At 59.0% G+C, this 19612-nt stretch carries 14 protein-coding genes; 6 read left to right on the top strand and 8 right to left on the bottom strand.

Features of this window, described 5'->3' with window-relative positions; genetic code table 11:
* The first annotated feature begins 16 nt into the window (after nt 1–16).
* On the top strand, nt 17–196 hold the full coding sequence (locus ACFOSS_RS10315; protein ID WP_377152270.1) for a hypothetical protein: 180 nt from the start codon (nt 17–19) through the stop codon (nt 194–196).
* A 38-nt stretch (nt 197–234) separates the two neighbouring features.
* Here ACFOSS_RS10315 and ACFOSS_RS10310 read toward each other — a convergent pair whose 3' ends face one another.
* The 3 genes from ACFOSS_RS10310 to ACFOSS_RS10300 are packed head-to-tail and all read right to left on the bottom strand — an operon-like array spanning nt 235 to nt 2470.
* Nucleotides 235–1002, bottom strand: a complete 768-nt coding sequence (locus ACFOSS_RS10310; protein WP_377152269.1) for an amino acid ABC transporter ATP-binding protein — start codon at nt 1000–1002, stop codon at nt 235–237.
* Nucleotides 999–1676, bottom strand: coding sequence for an amino acid ABC transporter permease (locus ACFOSS_RS10305; RefSeq protein WP_449301177.1), 678 nt, complete (start codon nt 1674–1676; stop codon nt 999–1001). Before ACFOSS_RS10305 ends, ACFOSS_RS10310 begins: the two co-directional genes overlap by 4 nt.
* Nucleotides 1677–1702: 26 nt before the next feature.
* Nucleotides 1703–2470, bottom strand: a complete 768-nt coding sequence (locus tag ACFOSS_RS10300; protein ID WP_377152268.1) for an amino acid ABC transporter substrate-binding protein — start codon at nt 2468–2470, stop codon at nt 1703–1705.
* Between the two features lie 334 nt (nt 2471–2804).
* Between ACFOSS_RS10300 and mdh the strand changes: the two genes are divergently transcribed.
* On the top strand, nt 2805–3779 hold the full coding sequence (mdh, locus tag ACFOSS_RS10295; RefSeq protein ID WP_377152267.1) for a malate dehydrogenase: 975 nt from the start codon (nt 2805–2807) through the stop codon (nt 3777–3779).
* A gap of 119 nt (nt 3780–3898) precedes the next feature.
* Nucleotides 3899–4807, top strand: coding sequence for a DUF4424 family protein (locus ACFOSS_RS10290; RefSeq protein WP_377152266.1), 909 nt, complete (start codon nt 3899–3901; stop codon nt 4805–4807).
* A 7-nt stretch (nt 4808–4814) separates the two neighbouring features.
* Here the strand turns inward: ACFOSS_RS10290 and ACFOSS_RS10285 are convergent, their stop codons facing one another.
* From ACFOSS_RS10285 to recC, 4 genes are all read right to left on the bottom strand, one after another.
* A complete protein-coding gene (locus ACFOSS_RS10285) occupies nt 4815–7049 on the bottom strand; it encodes an EAL domain-containing protein (protein WP_377152265.1) in 2235 nt (744 codons plus the stop codon).
* A 126-nt stretch (nt 7050–7175) separates the two neighbouring features.
* Entirely contained in the window at nt 7176–9272 is a 2097-nt protein-coding gene (recD, locus tag ACFOSS_RS10280; protein WP_377152264.1) for an exodeoxyribonuclease V subunit alpha, read from the bottom strand.
* A complete protein-coding gene (gene recB, locus ACFOSS_RS10275; RefSeq protein WP_377152263.1) occupies nt 9269–12853 on the bottom strand; it encodes an exodeoxyribonuclease V subunit beta in 3585 nt (1194 codons plus the stop codon). Before recB ends, recD begins: the two co-directional genes overlap by 4 nt.
* The gene (gene recC, locus ACFOSS_RS10270; RefSeq protein WP_377152262.1) at nt 12850–16191 is read right to left on the bottom strand and encodes an exodeoxyribonuclease V subunit gamma; all 3342 of its coding nucleotides are present in this window, start codon (nt 16189–16191) and stop codon (nt 12850–12852) included. The genes recB and recC overlap by 4 nt, the downstream gene beginning before the upstream one ends.
* A 477-nt stretch (nt 16192–16668) precedes the next feature.
* Here recC and ACFOSS_RS10265 point away from each other — a divergent pair, with 477 nt between their 5' ends.
* The 3 genes from ACFOSS_RS10265 (at nt 16669) to bluB (ending at nt 18791) form a co-directional block, all read left to right on the top strand.
* Entirely contained in the window at nt 16669–17547 is an 879-nt protein-coding gene (locus ACFOSS_RS10265) for an SPFH domain-containing protein (RefSeq protein WP_377152261.1), read from the top strand.
* 119 nt (nt 17548–17666) lie between these two features.
* Nucleotides 17667–18029, top strand: coding sequence for a DUF2750 domain-containing protein (locus ACFOSS_RS10260; protein ID WP_377152260.1), 363 nt, complete (start codon nt 17667–17669; stop codon nt 18027–18029).
* A 21-nt stretch (nt 18030–18050) separates the two neighbouring features.
* Nucleotides 18051–18791, top strand: coding sequence for a 5,6-dimethylbenzimidazole synthase (gene bluB, locus ACFOSS_RS10255; RefSeq protein WP_377152259.1), 741 nt, complete (start codon nt 18051–18053; stop codon nt 18789–18791).
* Here the strand turns inward: bluB and ACFOSS_RS10250 are convergent.
* A complete protein-coding gene (locus ACFOSS_RS10250) occupies nt 18770–19519 on the bottom strand; it encodes a substrate-binding periplasmic protein (protein ID WP_377152258.1) in 750 nt (249 codons plus the stop codon). The genes bluB and ACFOSS_RS10250 overlap by 22 nt on opposite strands.
* Nucleotides 19520–19612 lie beyond the last annotated feature (93 nt).

Genomic DNA, 19612 nt, shown 5'->3' with positions numbered 1-19612 from the left:
TATGATGGGGACGACGATGTCTGACAAAAAGAAGCTCAAGCTGAGCAAGAAGAAACTCGCCCGCCTCGACAAAGCGGCATTGTTGGCGCTGCTGCAGCGCCCCTGGTATTCCCCGCCCTGCAAGAAGTGTCCGGCGCTGAGCGGTGGCGACTGTGACTGCGCGCGCAAGCAGTTGAAAAAGATGACCGCCGGCTAAGCGGCGGTCATCTGCACTCCAGGCACGACTGCAAGGCTTCAGATCTCCCAGTTCTCTGGCAAACCATCGGTCAGTGTGGTGATAAAGCGTCGGGTCCGCTCCTGCTGCGGTGCGGTAAAAATTTGCTGCGCAGTACCCTGCTCGACAATTCGCCCGGCTTCCAGGAACACCACCTGCTGGGCAATATTGGCGGCCAGGCGCAGATCATGGGTCGCCATCAACATGGTCGTGCCTTCCGCCGCCAGTTGACGTAACACCGCCACCACTTCCAGAGCCAGCTCGGGATCCAGTGCGGAGGTGGGCTCATCACATAGCAAGACTCGCGGCGACGGCGCCAGTGCCCGGGCGATGGCCACCCGCTGTTGCTGACCACCGGAGAGTGTAGCCGGCATCACCTCGGCCTTGTGACCCATACCGACTTTGACCAGCAAGGCTTCGGCGCGCTCCCGCGCCGCCGCCTTGCTCCATCCCAGCACCGTCACCAAGCCTTCCATGACGTTTTCCAGCACGCTCAGGTGTGGAAACAACTGGAAGCTTTGAAACACCATGCCGGTTTGCTGTCGGATGGCCTGCACCTGGCGGCGAGACGGATGCGGATGGGTATGCAAGTCAAGCTGGGCATCGCCAATCTGCAACTGGCCGCCATTGGGCTGCTCCAGCAGGTTGACGCAGCGCAGCAGCGTGCTCTTGCCACTGCCAGAGGGGCCAATCAGCGCCGTGACACTCCCTTCCTGCAGTTGCAGATCGATGCCGGAGAGCACTGTCTGGCCGGAAAAGGCCTTCTCGATGGCGGTTAAACGAATCATGCACGTTCTCCTGTCGAGGATGAAGATCCCAGTCTGGCTTCCAGCCGGGTTTGCAGCGCCGACAACACCGAGCTGAACAGCAGGTAGATCAGGGCCGCCTCAACATACAGGATCAGCGGTTCATAGGTCGCAGCCGCGATGCGTTGCGCCGACTGGAACAGCTCGGGCACCGTGACTGCCGCCGCCAGCGACGTGTCCTTGACCAACGAGATAAAGGTGTTGGATAGCGGCGGGACAGCAATGCGACCTGCTTGTGGTAACACGACGCGGCGCATGGCCTGCGTCCAGCCCATACCGATGGAGTACGCCGCCTCCCACTGCCCGCGCGGTACTGCTGCCAGGGTAGCGCGGATGATCTCCGAGCTGTAGGCCCCGACGTTGAGTGTAAAACCGATCACGGCGGCGGTGAACGCATCGAGCGTGATGCCGGCGCTGGGCAGACCATAGAAGATCAGAAACAGCTGCACCAGCAAGGGGGTACCACGGATCAGCCAGACATAAAAACGGGCGATCAGCACCAGTGGCCAGGGGGCATATAGCCGCGTCAACGCCGTGATAAAGCCCAGTGCGATGCCAAGCACAAACGTGATCAACGTCAAGGGTACGGTAAAAACCAGCCCCGCCTTGAGGAGGGGCCAGAAAGAGTCAAGCATCAACTGTAACCAGGCAGGCACGGCAGAGCTCCTTGCTTCTGGTTAGATTATTTCGACACGTCGGCGCCGAAGTATTTATCAGCAATCTTCAGGTAGGTGCCATCGGCCTTGATGTCGGTCAACGCCTGGTTGACGGCGGCCAGCAATTCGGGCTGTCCCTTGGCCAGCAGTACACCTGCGCTGTCGGCACTCTCTTGCGTGGCGGCAATCTTCAGCGGCGCATCCGGCTTGTGCTTCTTGAAGTCCAGATAGGAGAGACTGTCATTGATAGTGGCATCGGCACGACGCGACAGCACCAGTTCCACAGACTGATTAAATCCGTCGGTGGCCACCAGCTCGGCACCGTGGCTGGCAGCCAGCTTGCCAAAGTTGCTGGTCAGCGACTGGGCCGCTTTCTTGCCTTTAAGATCGGCAAAGCCCTGGATGCTGCTATCGTCGTTACGCACCAACACCACCGCCTTGGAGACAATGTAAGGTGCAGAGAAGTCGTACTTGGCCTGGCGTTCCGGCGTAATAGAAACCTGATTGATGACCAGATCATAACGCTTGGCATCGATGCCGGCGATCAGCCCGTCCCACTTGCCTTCGACAAATTCGGCTTTAACACCCAACTTGGCCGCGATGGCGCGGCCAATCTCGACATCGAAGCCCACCAGTTCACCACTGGCCTCGTGAAAGGTGAATGGCGCATAGGTTCCTTCGGTACCAATGCGAATGGCACCGGCATTTTTGATCTCGGCCAGACTGGCCGCCGAGGCCACCCCTGACAGGGACAGCGACAAGGCCCCCAACACCATCAAACGAGTCAACTTCATATCCACCTCTTCACGGTTATTTATTCTGCATTGCGGCCTGTTTTGCCGGACAACATCAGGCTATCCGCGCGCTGCCGAGAAGCGAACCAACATAATTCGTCATCCTTATGCTTTTTTTTGCTAAAGACTTTTTCATCCTCAGCCATACCGTCTGGCCGCACGGGCTCAAGATGGGTGTCAATTTTGTATCTATATGATAAATTGAATAAAATTAACCATCAGGTTGTGAATGTCCGCAACGACAGCCTCACACCTGGTTAACAACCGCGGCGTCGCATCGTGCTGGTCCACGGCAGGCTAAGCGGTCCGCCCCTGTTCTACCCGGAGCTTTAGAATGAAGATCGCCGTACTGGGTGCCGCTGGCGGCATCGGCCAGCCTTTATCACTGCTGTTGAAGATGCATCTGCCCGCGGGCAGCGAGCTGGCACTTTACGATCCCGCCCCGATGACACGTGGTGTCGCCGTCGACTTGAGTCACATCCCGACCGCGGTACGCGTCAAAGGCTATACCGGCCGCGACCCGGATGCGGCGCTCGAAGGGGCCGATATCGTCCTTATTCCCGCCGGGATTGCACGCAAACCCGGCATGGAACGTTCCGACCTGTTTAAATTCAATGCCGGCATCGTGATGGATTTGGTACAGCACTGCGCCCGCTGCTGCCCTGCCGCCTTGATCGCGCTGATCACCAACCCGGTCAACAGCATGGTGCCGGTCGCCGCCGAAGTACTGAAACTGGCAGGCGTCTATGATGCCCGACGACTGTTTGGTCTAACGACGCTGGATGTGGTCAGATCCGAATCCTTCTGCGCCAGCGATGAGCGCCCGGAAGCCCTGCCGGTACAAGGCGTCATTCCGGTTGTCGGCGGCCACAGCGGTAACACCATTATCCCACTGTTTTCCCATTTGGGGGGCGAGCTAGGCGATGATGCCGCCATTGCCGAGCGCATTCGCCGGGTACAGCAGGCTGGTACCGATGTTGTCGACGCCAAAGCCGGCGCCGGCTCGGCCACCCTGGCCATGGCGTATGCCGCCCTGCGGTTTTGTCTGTCATTGCTGCGGGCCCGCCAAGGCGAGTTGGGCATCATCGAATGCGCTTACGTTGAAGGCGGCCACGCCGCGGCGCCTTTTTTCAGTCAGCGTGTGCGCCTGGGGGTTGACGGTGTCGCAGAAGTGCTCTCCTATGCCCCGATCCACCCGGTTGAACAAGCCGCCATCGACGCCATGCTGCCGGGCCTCAACGAAGAGATTCGACAAGGCATCGACTTCGTGCGTCAGTTGATGCCGATCTGGCACCAGGTCAGTCGCTAAAACCGCGTCGGCTCGTTGCCACAACGAGCCCACTTCTATGCCAGTACTGTGACACGCCATCAGACGCGATGTGTTCGGTTCAGTATGATAGTCGTCTCATCATCTACAAGGTCCTCGCGATGCGCCCTGCTTATCTCGCCACGCTCTGCACCGCCCTGCTGCTGTGTTGCCATGTCCCATTCGCTCAGGCCAATGACAGCAGTGTCGGTGACGATAATGGCGGCCTGATCCTGACCGAGCAGTCGCAGATCCGTATGCAGCGCGAACAGCTGCTGCTGAGTGAAACCGGGGTCGATGTCCGCTACCAGTTCATCAATGAGTCAGCGCAGGATCTGACCATCAACATGGCCTTTCCGATGCCGGCCATGTATTTCGGCATGTCGGATCACAACAGCATTCGCGATTTCACACTCTGGGTGAACGATAAGGTGCAGCAGACACAACGCCGCCTGGTGGTGTTGCTTGATGGACGCGACATCTGGCCCGAGCTGCAACAGCGCGGCTGGGATGAGCCGCGGCTGCTGACCATGATGGAAGAGTTTGCCGAGTCCGCAGAACCGCCCGGCCTGCCCGCAAGCTGGTTGGATGCTAACGGCGCCCCCCGCTTTACGCTGCATGAGTATTTTCTCTGGCGTCAGCACTTTCCTGCCGGCCAACCGGTCCGGATCCGTCATCACTACGTGCCGAGCATCACCACAGGGGTTCCCCAACCGGGGAGCGTCCTGATTGAAGAGTATGCCAAACTGGCCTGTCTGGATCAGGCCACGCGCGCCGGAATAGCGCGTCGCGAGGGCGAGTATGGCGTTGGCTGGTCTTATCTGCGCTATATCCTGACCACCGCCAATAACTGGCACGGCGCGATTGATGAGTTTCATCTCATCATCAAAAAACAGGCCGCCAGCGATCTGCTCAGCCTCTGCTTTGCCGGCGAGTTGCAAAAGCGCGACGCCTTGACGTTCGAATACCACGCCCGGCATTTTCAGCCGGCCCAGGACCTGGGCATCCTGTTTATTCGTAAAGCGCAGTAACTCAACGTCAGATGGCCTCGACAGGCTCTGTGGACAGCAGGCGCGGCGTGATCTGTTCGGCAGGCACCGGGCGCGAAAAGTAGTAGCCCTGGAAATAGCTGCAGCCGAGTTTTTCCAGCACCGCCAGCTGCGCGGCGGTCTCGACCCCTTCAACCAACAAGCGGGCATCCAGCGTCTGACACAAGGCGACCATGCTGCGGATGAGCTTTTGCTGGCGCGTGTTGTGCTCGATGTCGGCGATCAGCGAACGATCGATCTTGATCTGGCTGGCCGGCACCGTGATCACCCGCGCCAGCGACGAGTAGCCGACGCCAAAATCATCCACCACCACCGGGAAACCCAAGCGGCTGAGTAATGACACGCGTTGTGACAGCGCCGATTCATCCTCGGTCAACGCACTTTCGGTCAGCTCGATTTCCAGCGCCCCCGGCGGCAACCCCAACTGTTTGCACAGGCTGAGCCAATGGCGAAGCAGTTGGTCGGACGCCAGTTCATGCACTGAAAAATTGATTGAGATCGGCGGCACTTGCAACCCGGCGCGGTGCCAGCGATGCCAGTCGATACTGATTTGCAACAATACCGCTTCCGTGAGCTGACACGAGAGCCCATTGGCTTCAGCCAGACGACAAAACTTGGCCGGACTGATATCGCCCCACTCCGGATGATGCCAGCGCGCCAATGCCTCTAATCCTACCCATTGGCCAGTAGGAGCATGGATCTGTGGCTGATAAGCGAGCCGGATCTGCTCGCGTTGCAAGGCCAGACGCAAGGCAGCAAGCATGCGGGTATCGCGTTGTCCCTCTTCGAAATCCGCCAGCACAAAACGATATCCCTCCCCTGAGCGCGCGGCCTGCTCGATGGCAAAACGCAGATAGTTCAACAGCTGATGCGCCGGCACATCGGGACAGGGAGCTATCATGCCCCAACACAGGGAGACCTGCCCGTGGCGTCCCTCCAGCGCAGCCAAGCGCGTGCTCAAGGCTGAATAAACGGCTTCGGGTGATGGGGATTCCGTTAGTGCCGGTGTCGCCAACAGCAGGGTTTCGACATCCCACTGTCCGATAAAGCCCCCCTGCTGGTACCAGTCGGCCAACTGCTGACTCAGCCAGATGGCCTGCTGACCTGGTTTGTCGGCACTGCGGCGATGCACCCGGATCATCGCCAGCAAGCCTGGGCTGGCCTGTTGCTGCTGTTTCTCGTGTAACTGTTGCATAAAGGCCGCCAGATTTGGCAAACCGGTCAACGGATCCCGCCAGCGACGCTGGCTATCCAGCTGCCGGGCTTGCTTCTCGAGGCGCTTTACACGCAAGCGCTCGCTGTCATCCTCCAGCTGGACCAGAAAGTGCGAGCTCTCAGCCAGCGGTTGGCATTCGACAAACCACTCTCGTTCATTATCCAGAGTCCATTTGCAGCGCAGGGATTTCAAGGCAATGGGACGCAAACCCACAGGCAGCAGATCGTTGAGCCGCATGCCGGGCATCAGACGCGCCGCCAGCATAGCGGAGGCCTGCTGATTCGCCAGCAGGATGCGGCCGCGACTATCAAGCAACAACCGAGCCGTCTGTCCGGACTCGAACACCAACTTATGCAGGTCACGGCTATGTTCAAGGCGCTCGACCAGTTTCTGCCGCTGCTCCAGCGTGAGCTCAAATGCACGCAACAACCGCCACGCTGCCAGAGGTACCGCCAGATTGAAGAAGACGAACAACACCGCATGCAGGTAGAAGTGCGAATTGGGCAGCGTCAGATCGATAGAAAACCAGTTCGGCAGCGGTTCATTTATCAGCAACAGCGTGAACGGCAGGATATTGAACACCATTGTCAGCAAGGCAACGCGGAGGCCTAGCAACAACATGGCCAAGGCAGGGATGGCATACAAAAACAGGGAGCCCAAGTTGGCGAGCGCACTCTCGGTGATGAAGATCTGCATGCTGAGGCCAGCCATCAGGATCGTGAACAGTAGCCCCCATGCCACCAGATGGTAGTGACGGTCGACCTGCCACACCAGGAGCGCGGTCATCAAATAGAAGAATATCAACAAGATGGGGACATGGGGCTGATGGTAGTGCCAAGCCTGTATCGACGACGGGATAGCAACCAGACACACCAATACCAGCGCAGCAATAGTGATCATGCGCAGCGCACTCACGCGGCTTTGCGCAAGCGCTGCCGCCGTGTTCAGGTATTCCGTTTGCAGCAAGAAACCAAGTACGTGCGATAACAGCGAGGGTTTATTTTGCATTCTGCTTCCGTAGTTACGCTCAATGTGTCCATGACGGCACCCAGCTGGGAGTCACCTGACTTGACTATGATCATGACAACACTGACTCAAAAGCGACCCTATTCTTGCATAACTTTAATCTTACCCCTACAAAAACCGAAGTGAGAGCCCCGAATGCCGCTCGGTTCGGCGTCGGATCGCCTGTGCCAGCAGTGCCGGATCGGTATACAGCGTCAGCTTCTGCTTCGCCCGGGTTAGGCCGGTATAGATCAATTCGCGCGTCAACAACGGTGATAACTGCTCCGGCAGCACCATGATGACACGATCAAACTCCGAACCCTGTGACTTATGGATAGTCATCGCATACACGGTCTCATGGGCCGGCAAACGGCTTGGCAGCAGTGACTTGGCCCTGTTGGAATCCGTTTTCTCCATCGTCTGTTCAAACCAGACCCGCAAGCGCCCCTGTGCATCCGGTAGACAGACGCCGATGTCGCCGTTGTAAACTCCGAGCGCATGATCATTTTGCGTGATCATCACAGGTCGCCCGGCATACCAATCATGCTCCGGGCGGATCAAGCCGGCAGCAGCCAGCGCCTGTTCGATGCGTGCATTGAGCCCGATGACGCCAAAGGGCCCGTCGCGTAATGCACACAGCAACTGGAACTGATTGAAATAGAAGAAGACGTTATCCGCTGGCCGCCCCTGTTGTACCGCGAGCAGGTACTGGCGATAACCCTGCACTACCGACTCGATCAGCTGGCGGTAGGCTCCTTGGCTCCAGGGCTGCAATTCTATATCTGACAGGCCTTGCGCCCACAGTTGCGCCAAGCCTTCGGCCTGCCCTTGATTGCAGGCCGCCGCCAGCAAGCCAATCCCGGAATCGGCGGTAAAGCGCCAACTCTTGCGCAGCAAGCACAGGCTATCTCGCAGCGGTGAACCCCGCTCATGCCCCGGTGTCAGCTGGTATCCGGTCTGCTGACCCAGTCTGGCGGCCTGCTGCGGGCTCACGCCTTCTCGCAGCACACTACAGATATCCCCAAGCACCGAGCCCGCCTCCACCGAGGCCAGCTGGTCCTTGTCTCCGAGCAGAATCAGTCTGGCCTGTTCCGGCAGGGCGACCAGCAGGCGGGCCATCAGCGGCAAGTCCACCATCGAGGCTTCGTCAACCACCAGAATGTCCAGATGTAACGGGTTACCGGCATGGTGCCGGAACTGGAGTTGCCCCGGTATCACCCCCAGCAGCCGATGCAAGGTACCGGCTGTGGTCGGCATGGCCGCACGCACGTCATCAGGCAACGCCAGGGAGCCCAGGGCCCGTCCCAGGCTCTCGCCCAGCCGCGCTGCCGCCTTGCCGGTAGGGGCCACCATGCGAATCACCGGTACCTGCCCCTGCTCAAGCCCCTGCTCGACCAGCAATGCCAGCAATTTGGCGACCGTCGTGGTCTTGCCAGTTCCTGGCCCCCCCGAGATCACAGCCAATGCCCGCGAAAGTGCGGTGGCGACCGCCAGGTGTTGATCATTGCGACGGGCGCGAGCAGGAAGGGCCGCCAACAGCTGTGCCAGCTCGGCTTCAGAAGCAGCGTGCGTCAACCCCTGGCAAAGCGCCTCCGTCTCCACCGAGGGGGCAGCCACCAGATCCAGATACTGACTGGCAAAGCGCAGGGCATCGAAGTGAGGGCCCGATCGTTGTTGCTGTAAACTGGCCCAGACAGCAGCGCTGTCAATCGCAAACAGCCGCTGCATCGAGTCCTGGACCCGTGCAGAAACGGCCACCTGGCGTGCCGCAAGCCGCAACAGGCAACGTGCGACCTGTGCCTCGAATCGATAATAACGACTCAGGTAGAGACGCCCCTGCCACAACTGCAACGGCCACTGTTCTGTGCCGGAATCGTCGTCCTGTACTCCCGCCACCGGATGGCCGACCAGCGGATGCTGTCGCCAGAGCTCAGGCCACTTTTCAGGTGGCGCCAACTCTGCAAGCAGAGGCTCAATCTCGTCGTCACCCAGATCCAGCAGCCGTGGCGCAGTCGGCTGCGTCAGGGGCAGGCAGACATGGCCCTTGCCCAACAAGGCGCTGGTCCAACAGGCGGCCAGCACCAGTTCGGCGTCGCCACGGCTGGGCATATCACGACACAGATCGGCGATCAAACGCGCAAACTGGAAGTCGATATGGCGTAGTTTGCTGGCCGGCAACAACTGACGCAGCCGTTGCAGGACCATCTCCGGAGTAACAGGGCTCATGACCGGGCTCCACTGAACAAAAGGTCGAGTTCATTAATCAATGCCAGTTCAGGTTTGGCAAACCAGACCCCGGCCTGTGGCATACCGCGCAAGAACAGGTAGAAGACCCCTCCCAGGTGACGTTCTGGCTCGTAATCCGGCAACCGCTGGCGTAATAGGCGATGCAACGCCAGCGAATAGAGCTGGTATTGCAGATCATACCGATGCGCCAGCATGGCAGCACTCAATGCCGCCGGCTGATAGTCGGCCGCCTGGTCACCAAGATGATTGGATTTGTAATCCAGCACATACCAGCGCCCCTGATGCTCAAACACCAGATCAATAAACCCTTTGAGCATGCCGCGCACCGTCGGAAACGCCAATGGCCCGGCCTGACGCGACAGGGGATCATGGCGGGCGATCACCTCTGACAGTCTGAGCGCATCCAGCTCTGCCATCGGCAACAAGAACTCCAGCTCTACCTGGCGCCGCTCTGCCGGCACCGCCCCCAGCCGCAAGCCTGGCAGCGCCGCCGCATCCAGCTCGGTAGCGAGCACCGCCTCCACCTGCTGGCGTAACACCGGAGCCCAATGTGTTTCAAAGCCGGATTGCTGCAGCCACTGACTGATCTGTTGTTCGAAACACAGATTCGTTTCGCCTTGCAAGGCCGCCTGATGGATAGCAACAAAGTCAATCTGTTCAAATAGCGTGTGTAACAGTGTCCCCGCGCGCGCGCCGCGCGGAAAATCAAAGATGGTGAGCTCGCGTTCTGGGCTGGCCGGCGCAACGGCGCTCTGGGCTACCGGTGTGGCATCGTTCGCCACTTCAGCATCGAAACCCGGTATGGCCAACACCCCTTCGGCATGTCGATCGCTGGCGGCGCTCAGGGCAGAATAGGAGCTGATCCACCAATTGCGCTCAATCTGACCGGCAAAACGCCGGACGCACGGTGGTTGCGTCGGTGTGGCCGTGGCAGGCAGGGAGCCTGACGCCAACGACACAGGGGGAGGCAGCACTGCGATCCCGGGCGTCGCCGCCTGCAACGCCTGCAATGCCGCTGTCATCCGTTCGGCCTCTGCCGGCTCGGCACCCTGCAACAGATAGCCAATGGCGCTGTGATGCAGATCCGTGGTCAGTGTGCGGGACTGACCGCTCTTGACTGGCGCCAGCCCCAGCCAACAGGCATAGACGGCGCGCGTCAGCGCCACATATAACAGGCGCAGATCCTCGGCCAGTCGCTCCTTGTCCGCCTCGGCCCTGGCTTCCGCATTGGCGGCCAGATCGAGCCGCAACTCCCCGTCCACATGATAGAGCGCCAGATCGCTGCTGCGGTATGCACAGATAAAGGGTAGAAATACCAGCGGATACTCCAATCCCTTGGATTTGTGAATTGTGACGATCTGAACCAGTTTGCGCTCCGACTCCAGGCGCAGTATCTGCTCTGTGGCACTGTTGCCGGGGTTGGCTATCGCCTCACTGAACCAGCGTAACAGAGCATAGTCACTATCCAGCTCGGCGCTGGCCTGTTGTAGCAGCTCTCCCAGGTGCAGGAAGTTGGTCAACCGGCGTTCGCCCAGCGGCGCCCCGAGCAGCGACGCCGCCAGCTCCCGGCGTTGCAGCAAGGCCTGCAACATCACCAGGACCCCTTTGCGCCGCCACAGTTGCTGATAGTCGCGAAATTCGCTGACCGTCTGCTCCCAAACGATCTCGTCGAGCGTCAGGGCATCCAGCGCCAGCGCATCCAGATCGAACAAGGCCGTCGCCAACGCGGCTCGCAGCGCCCGCTCCGACTCCGGCTGCAGACAGGCTTGCAGGATCAGCAGCAGATCGTTCGCCTCCTGCTGGCTGAATACACTCTCGCGATTGGAGAGATATACCGAGGCCACGCCACGCCGCGACAACTGTTGCTGAATCAGGCGCCCCTCGGCACCGGTACGCACCAACACGGCGATATCCCCCGCCTGCAGCAACTGATCACCCAACCAGGCCTGACCTTGGTTGGCGGCCTGTAGCAGGCTGGTGATCTCGTTGGCTGTCGCCTGTGCCATCAGGGCTTGATAGCGCCCCTTGTTCAGGGTCGGCGGATCCGTCTGCCACCAGCAGTTCAATACGGGCGCATCTTCACCCCGCAGACGCAGACCAGCAGCCTTGCCCTGGGCAGAAACCGGCCAGAACGGAATATCGGCATCATAGATAAACGGCGCGGATGCACGGGCAAACAGAGTATTGATTGCCGCCACCAGCGCCTTGCTGGAGCGATAATTGCGCCCGAGCGTGTAGTGGTCCGGCACGTGGCGACGAGCCTGCATGTAGGTAAAAATGTCCGCCCCACGAAACCCATAGATAGCCTGTTTGGGATCACCGATCATCAATAGCGCCGTCGGGGTGTCACTGGCGCCGTAAAGACGATGGAAAATACGGTATTGCTGCGGATCCGTGTCCTGAAACTCATCGATCATCGCCACCGGATAGAGCTGCCGCACGCGCTTGGATAATTGTTCGCCCAAAGGTGAACACAACGCCTGATCCAGATTGGCTAGCAGATCATCGAACGACAGCCAGTGTTCGCGTCCTTTCGCCTGCTGCAGACGCTGTCTGACATCCGCCGCGGCCTGTTGCAGGATCAGCGCCCGTAGATTCGGCGGTGCCGCCATGAACTCATCAATCTGGGCAAACAAGGCCAGCGTCGGTAACTGCCCGCCCTTCTTCAGATTGGTTGCCAGCACCGACAAGCGAAAACGCCCCAGCGCGTCGGGCAGTTGATAATCGCCGTCCTGTTGCTGTGCCCAGGCGCCAATCGCCGCCAGCCAGGCGTCGTAATTCTTGCCAGTATAGCGACTGATGTGACCTTCCGTCTGGGCTCTGATCTCCTCTTGCTGCGCCAGCCAGGCCTGCTTGAGCCGAGTGATGCGCGCCATCTGTTGCTGATGGTAGGTCAGCAAGTCTGGCGTTGTCAGCGACGGCAAGACGACCAGCTCCGGACTATTAATCAGGCTTTGCAGATCAGCCAGCAACGCCTCCGGGCCGGACCAGCATTGCCGCACCGCACGCACCAGGCCTGGAGGGGCCGGATAAAAGTGCTGGCGCCAGTAGTCGCAGACCGCCTGTCGTCGCAGTGCCCCTTCATCGGTCAACAGCTCGGTGTTGAACAGTGCACCTGACTCAAACGCATACTGTCTGAGCATGCGTTGACAGAAGCTATGTATCGTGAAGATCGCCGCCTCGTCCATCTGCCGCTCGGCGGCCAGCAGCCGCGCCGCGGCCTGTGCATGGTCCGCAGTCTGTTCCAGCAATGCCGCCAGCAGCGTATCGTCGCCCGCAGCGGAACGCAGAAAGGCCAACCGTGCCTGATGAATTCGGGTCCGGATGCGCCCCCGCAACTCTTCGGTCGCGGCATCGGTAAAGGTGACCACCAGAATTTCCGGCACACTCAACGCGCGGGCATAGGCCGTTGCGCTTGCTCCCTCCGTGTCGCCATGGCCCAGCAGCAAGCGCAGGTAAAGCCCGGTGATGGTATAGGTTTTGCCGGTACCGGCCGATGCCTCGATCAGACGTTGGCCATGGAGAGGAAAGCGCAGTGGGTCAAGTTGGACTGGGGTCATGCCGAGATCTCCAGCGGTTGCAGATGGGCCGACAGTGGTGCCAGATGGCATTCCGCCAGCGCGGCCATCGCCTCGAGCGTGGCGTCATCCAACTCGGGGAAACAGCGGCGGACATAGGGGTCAGCCCCTTCGCCAGGACGGTCAAAGCCATCATTGAACTGGGCGCGAGCCGCCGTTGCAGCGGCGTCACTATCCCCTTCGGCCAGCCACTTGCCGTACCAGGCCCAGGCGGTTTTGGCAAACAACGGCAAGGGTTGTGTCAACCCGCGCTGCCAATCCTGGACCAACGCTTGCAGTGCCTGATGAGCTTGTTGCGGGGCGACTGCCAGCAGACGCCATTGCTTGCTGCTGTCGAACAACAGACTGTCCCCCCCTCCGCTCAGTGCCAGACACAGGTGCTGGATCCAGACTTGCAGCAGATCGCGGCCATGCAGGTTACCCGGTTTGTAATACAGCTGATGCGCCCCTTGCAGCGCCAACCAACCTTGCAACGGTGCCAATGGCGTGCCGTCAGGACGACATAATTGCAGGTCTAGATTCACCTCGCGATGTTGCACCACGCCCTGCCAATAGGGCTGGATCCGATCGGCCATAGCGCGCATCTGGGCGTCATACTCCTCCAGCAGCTGGCGTCCGAACTCCCCCTGCGGGAGTTGACCGCTGAGCAACAACCGCTGACGGTGCCGAGTCAGATCCTGCTGCTGCAGGTAGCCCTCCAGCAGACCGCGCTTGAGTTCAAACAGCTGCAGCGTATCCAGAGTAAAAGGCTCGTTTTCATCCAGTGCCCCTTCCAACGGTTCGAACCAGACCTTGAGGCGGCGGTTGAGAAAGTAACGCGCCGGTTGGCGGTAGAAGCGCAACAGTTCAGCCAACTCCAGCGGATCACCCCATTCCGCCGGCAGCGGCAAGGGACTCCCCTGAAAGGGCCGCTGACCGGTTTTCGGCCGCAGCGCCGGTAGCCACTGTTCGGCATAGGTAAACAAACGCGAGTCCGGTTCAGGGTAAAAATAACGCGGGCTGTAGGGAGTCAACGGGTGGTTCACCGTCAAATGCCGAACAAGCCGTTTGGCCGCCAGTTCGTCGGCAAGCGCTTCATCACCCGCCAGTACAAACCCTTGCTGGCAATAATCCAGCAACTCTGCCAACAACACTGACGGTACACGAGGCGAGTTATCCTGCACACTAAAGCCCTGATAGCTGATGTAGAGCCCCTGCTGGGCACTCAGCAAGGCTTCCAGAAACAGATAACGGTCATCATCACGACGCGAACGGTCACCGCGTCTGGGGGCCACCGCCAGCAGGTCAAACCCCATCGGCGTCAGGGTGCGAGGATAGACACCGTCATTCATGCCCAGCAGACAGACCTGACGGAACGGAATGGATCGCATCGGCATCAGGGTACAAAAATTGACTTGCCCGGCGAGGAAGCGCTGGCTCGAGCGCTGATTGGACAGCGCCTGTTTCATCAGGTCATAAAACAGTGCCGGTGTCAGCGGTGCCGTAAAACCGGCCTCATGCTGACACTGCAGCCACTCTTGCAACAGGCTGTGCACTGTCTCCAGCGCCCGTTCGTCGTGCTCGTCCGGACGATAGAAACTCGCCATCAACGCCAACAGCCGCTCACGCCATTCGCTCAAGGGGGCCGGTTGCTGCAGCACCGGTAACCACTGTTCCAGCGTTTCGATAAAGGCTGCCAACTTGCCCAGATTGACTGCTGCCTGCCCCTCCAGCTCGGCAAAAGGCAAAATGCCGGCAACGGGCTCGCCATCCCCCATGCCATAGCCCAGCAGCATGCGCCTCAGCCCGAATAACCAGCTGTTGGCACTCAACTGCGGCAGATTGAAACGCTCGGGATCGGCATCATTCAACCCCCAGCGTACGCCGGCAGCATCGACCCAGCGGCGCAACGCATGGAAACTGCTGTCATCAAGCTCAAATCGGGCCAGTACCGCCGGCACCTCGAGAATCGACAGAACTTCCCCGACCCCCAGACGTGATTCAGGCAAATGCAGTAGCGCCAGCAGGCTCAACAACAGCGGATTTTCCTGGCTGACAGAGCGATCGGATATCGCATACGGGATCAGACCGCGGGCGCCAAAGACGGCCTGAATAGCCGGGCTATAGGCATTCACGTCCGGCATCATCACCACCACATCCTTCGGCGTCAGGCTGGGATCGGCCTCAAACATCGCCAACAGTTGGTCATGCAATACCTCCAACTCGCGCAGGGTGCCGTGGCAGGCGTGGATTTGCAGCGAGCGATCGGCCGGATCAATCTGCGTCTTGTGCCGACTGCTGTCCGGGTCATAGTGGCCACTGCCACGATCGGTCAGCGTCAGGACATCCTGCTGCAGCCGACCCAGCAAAGGAGGCAATGCGGCCTGTTCATCACAGCGGTCATCGAAAAAGCTGATTTCATTGGCCTCAAGCTCCAGCAACTGCTGCAGATAGTCGCGCCCCTGCTTGCCCATGGAGGCCAGTAACGGGTTCACCGCACCCTGATAAGAGTCGATATCCTGGCCAGGCTTGAGCCGTTGCGCCAACCGAGACAGCGTGCGGCGATCAAGGATATCGCCCCAGTAGTGACGACAGGGGTTGGTGATAAACAGATGAACATCGATCTGTCGCCCCAATTGCTGCAAGGCTTCAACATAGCGGGGCGGCAGTGCCGAAATGCCGAAAACCAGCACACGCGCTGGCAGACGCTGCGCCAGATCCTGACGGTGATTGAGCGCCTCGATAAAATCGGCAAACAAATTGGCTCTGTGATAGCCACTTCCGGCCTGCGGCACGATGCGATCGACCAACGCGCGCCACAGCACCGGCTGCCACTGCTGCTCGGACGCCGAGGCGAGCTCGGGCGCCAGTCCTTCCCCTTGCTCCCAGGCCGCAATCCAATCTGGACGGTAGACCAGATATTGGTCAAACAGGTCAGCAATCTGTTGGCACAACTGCCACAGTCGCAATGCATCCATCGGTTGTTCATCCGGCAGCAGGTAATGCCGCAACGGTGAAAAGCTGGGCTCCGACAACATGCCGGGCAATAGCACCATCAGATGCCAGCTCATGGTCGCCTTGTTATAGGGACTGGTCGCCGGCACATCATCCAGCACCCGAGTAAACATCTGCCAGATGAAACTGGCCGGTAGCGGGAACTCCACATTGGCAGCGATACCAAACTCATTGGCCAATTCGAGTCGCAACCACTGCGCCATTCCTGGGCTCTGCACCAGGATCTGCTCGCGCGCCAGCGGATTGGTCAGGGGCGCCACCTTGAGCAGGTGGACAAGCATGGTTCGCAGCACAGAGAGCTGATTCGAGACGTGCAAGGTCAGCATCGATCATTCCCGCAACAAGATGAATAGTGAGTCCACCCAGCAGGGTAAATGACTATCTTATTGAAAGGAATCGTATTTGAAGAGAAGTTGCACGCGTTTGCTAGTGGAGGTCGAATCGCTGCGCTGAATGCTGCATCCTTGTGCGTTTTATGCCTCCTCGGCAGCTGACTCAGCCGGCCACAAGCCCATTTGCCGTCGCCAGTATGGTTCGGAATCGGGCCCATGACACGCCTTCAATCACAGCCAACCGGGGAAACTGGCTGCTGCTGACGCTGTAGCTCATCACCTGACGCTTGGACCCGATGGCATCTGCAGCCAAAACAGCAAACGTTGGAAAAGGGCAAGATACCAGGTGGTGAGCGGGACTGAGCGGCGTTTGGGTGCTACATCTTTCCCGACTGTGATCGCCGCGCTAGAGCAGGCGGTGGAATGACAGTATTCTGATGCGATTGGAACCAAAATCCAGAAGGAAATCTGATGAATCCGCAACGCTCCCCCCTCCTCATCCTGGCCGGCTTAGTCGTCCTGGCTGTTGTGTTTATTGCCAGTAGCAGCTGGTTTACCGTCGATCAGGGCGAACGTGGCGTCAAACTGCGTTACGGCAAAATCGTCGAAATCGCCGAACCCGGTTTAGGATTCAAGCTCCCGTTGGTGGACAAGATTGTGAAGCTCTCGGTGCAGAATCATACCGCGCAATACGAGAACATTCAGGCGTATAGCCGTGACCAGCAACCGGCGCGCCTGAATATCTCCGTCAGTTTTCATGTGCCCGCCGATGATATCAATCGCCTTTACAGCCACTACGGCAGCATCGAAAACATCAGTGAGCGCGTCATCAGCCGGCAGGTGCCGACGCAGGTCGAAAACACTTTTGGCCAATACACCGCCATCTCTGTGGTCCAGGATCGCGCCCGCTTCGTAAAAGACCTGACTGCCGCCATTACCGGTGCCGTAGAACAGACACCCGTGATTATCGACAGCGTTCAGGTAGAGAACATCGATTTTTCCGAAGCCTATGAGCGCTCCATTGAGGATCGGATGAAGGCAGAGGTCGCCATCGCGACCCGGCGCCAGAATCTGGAGACCGAGAAAATCAACGCCGATATCGCCATCACCCAGGCCAAGGCCAGCGCCGATGCCCAACTGGCTCAGGCGCGGGCCGAAGCCGAAGCCATACGCCTCAAGGGGACAGCGGAGGCCGAGTCGATTCGCTTGCGTGGCGAGGCACTGCGGCAGAATCCGCAAGTCGTCGCGCTGACTACAGCGGAGCGTTGGAATGGTGAATTACCACAAACGATGCTACCCAACGGCGCCGTCCCCATGATCACGCTGACCGATCCCCTTAACAACCCATAAGCCTACAGGGCGGCGGCGCGGCAAAAACAAGATAACGCCGAGCCGTTGCATGGATTTACTTGTCCACTCGACGCTTTTGGGTCAGGATCGTCTCCTACTCCCTTCATCAAGGAAATGACATGAGCCAACTGACTGCCGATTTAAAAGCCAATTACCAACTGCTGGTCGATGAAGCACGCGAATCTGGCCTACTGTGGGGGCTGCAATTCGGTGAGGATTGGGTTGTCTGCGATTCCAACGAATTTTCCGACACAGATGTCCTGCCTCTGTGGTCAAACGAAGCTGCAGCCAAGACGCATTGTGTCGAGGAGTGGGCAGAGTATCAACCGGTAGCGATCGATCTGGAAACCTTCTTCGAAGAGTGGGTCAATGACTTGGGCGAAGATGGCGTGCTCATCGGTACCAACTGGAATGACGATCTGGATGGCCTGGAAGTCGAACCCCATGAGCTGGCCAAGGATTTGGCCGCGGTGGATGAGTAACCCTTACGCTTCGCGACGACCATGAATCAATACGCCTTCAATACTGACGAACAGCAGGGTCTCTATCGGGCTATCTACGAGCGGCGCGACGTCCGCTCGCAATTTTTGCCAGATCCGATCCCGGACACCGTGCTGGCGCGACTGTTACACGCGGCTCACCATGCCCCCTCCGTCGGGTTTATGCAGCCTTGGGATTTTATCCTGATTGACAGCTTGTCGGTGCGACAACAGGTGAAGGCATTATTTGACAGTGCGAACGCGGCGGCGGCGGCGCGGTTTGCCGCCGAAGGGGATCCCCGAGCATCCCTCTATCCACAGCTCAAGCTGGAAGGGATCCTCGATGCACCACTGAATCTGTGTATCACCTGTGATCGTCGACGTGGTGGACCAACCGTATTGGGGCGCACCGCGATTTTGGAGATGGATCTGTTCAGTGCCTGCCTGGCGGTGCAGAACCTTTGGTTGGCTGCCCGCGCAGAGGGCGTCGGTGTCGGCTGGGTCAGCATTCTTGACAACCAAAAACTCAGCGCCTTGCTTGGCCTGCCGGAACATGTCTATCCACTGGCTTATTTGTGTATCGGCTACGTCTCTGAATTTCTGGATAAACCTGAATTGGCGAACCGTGGCTGGCGCCAACGCCTGCCACTCGAAGCGCTGGTACACCACAATCAATGGATCAGCGAGCCGTTAGCCGAAACGTTGCAGGAGCAGCTGAAGGCGACCCAGATTCCAGATTACTGTCACCCCGCGCGGGATAAATAGCGTTGCTTGATCTGTTCCAGTTCACCACTGGCAACCAACTCCGCCAGCACCCGCTCAAACTCCGGCGCCCGTTCCACAAATCGTGACTGGCGCGACAGTCCCATATAGACCGCCAGCGGTTGGTTGAAACGCAGCGCCGCCTTCTTGAAGTGATGCGTCAGACCATTCTGTTTGAGCAGATAGTCGCCTTCTGACTCGGTGCTGACGACGACATCGACGCGACCCAGAAGCAGCTTTTTGAAATTGCGCAACGGTACTGCAACATCCCGTTTATGCAGTGCGGTATCCAGATCAAACCGCCGGCTATAGATAGCGCCCCGCTTAGTGCCGATCTCCAGGCCGTACAGATCTTCATAACGGCTCACATCCAGATGACTGTCTGCCCGTAGATAGAACACCTTGTCACTCTCATGCTGATAAGGCACATCCAGATAACGGATAAATTGCGTGCGATCCGGTGACATGATGATATTGGTCATCAAATCGGCTTCGCCGTGGCGGATCATCTCCAGACAGCGCGCGAGGGGGGCCGGCTTGATCTGCAACTCGACACCGAGGCGTTGCGCCACTATTTTTGCCACTTCAACATCAATGCCGCCATAGCCTGACGACTCGGAATACATTTTCCAAGGCGCACTTTCACTAAACGCCATGACCAGCGGCGCCGCACTGACAGTGCCGGAGATGATCAGCAACAATAACGAAAAACAACGAACCACAAACGACACAGCGGACCCCAATTCAACGTGCAGCGCCTGCGCCCAAGCATTATCATGCACTATATCAACAGTGAACGACGCTAATACTCTACGCGAATAGCT

The organism is Pseudaeromonas sharmana (assembly GCF_042649925.1).
Lineage (GTDB): Bacteria > Pseudomonadota > Gammaproteobacteria > Enterobacterales > Aeromonadaceae > Pseudaeromonas > Pseudaeromonas sharmana.
The sequence above is the reverse complement of the archived record's forward strand: the minus strand, read 5'-3'. Positions and strand labels throughout refer to the sequence as shown.

Coding starts and splice junctions, on each gene's coding strand:
- ACFOSS_RS10285 (WP_377152265.1), bottom strand. CDS start 7,049: ATGCAAAATAAACCCTCGCTGTTATCGCACGTACTTGGTTTCTTGCTG.
- recB (WP_377152263.1), bottom strand. CDS start 12,853: ATGACCCCAGTCCAACTTGACCCACTGCGCTTTCCTCTCCATGGCCAA.
- recC (WP_377152262.1), bottom strand. CDS start 16,191: ATGCTGACCTTGCACGTCTCGAATCAGCTCTCTGTGCTGCGAACCATG.
- ACFOSS_RS10310 (WP_377152269.1), bottom strand. CDS start 1,002: ATGATTCGTTTAACCGCCATCGAGAAGGCCTTTTCCGGCCAGACAGTG.
- ACFOSS_RS10290 (WP_377152266.1), top strand. CDS start 3,899: ATGCGCCCTGCTTATCTCGCCACGCTCTGCACCGCCCTGCTGCTGTGT.
- bluB (WP_377152259.1), top strand. CDS start 18,051: ATGAATCAATACGCCTTCAATACTGACGAACAGCAGGGTCTCTATCGG.
- ACFOSS_RS10315 (WP_377152270.1), top strand. CDS start 17: ATGTCTGACAAAAAGAAGCTCAAGCTGAGCAAGAAGAAACTCGCCCGC.
- recD (WP_377152264.1), bottom strand. CDS start 9,272: ATGAGCCCTGTTACTCCGGAGATGGTCCTGCAACGGCTGCGTCAGTTG.
- ACFOSS_RS10265 (WP_377152261.1), top strand. CDS start 16,669: ATGAATCCGCAACGCTCCCCCCTCCTCATCCTGGCCGGCTTAGTCGTC.
- mdh (WP_377152267.1), top strand. CDS start 2,805: ATGAAGATCGCCGTACTGGGTGCCGCTGGCGGCATCGGCCAGCCTTTA.
- ACFOSS_RS10300 (WP_377152268.1), bottom strand. CDS start 2,470: ATGAAGTTGACTCGTTTGATGGTGTTGGGGGCCTTGTCGCTGTCCCTG.
- ACFOSS_RS10260 (WP_377152260.1), top strand. CDS start 17,667: ATGAGCCAACTGACTGCCGATTTAAAAGCCAATTACCAACTGCTGGTC.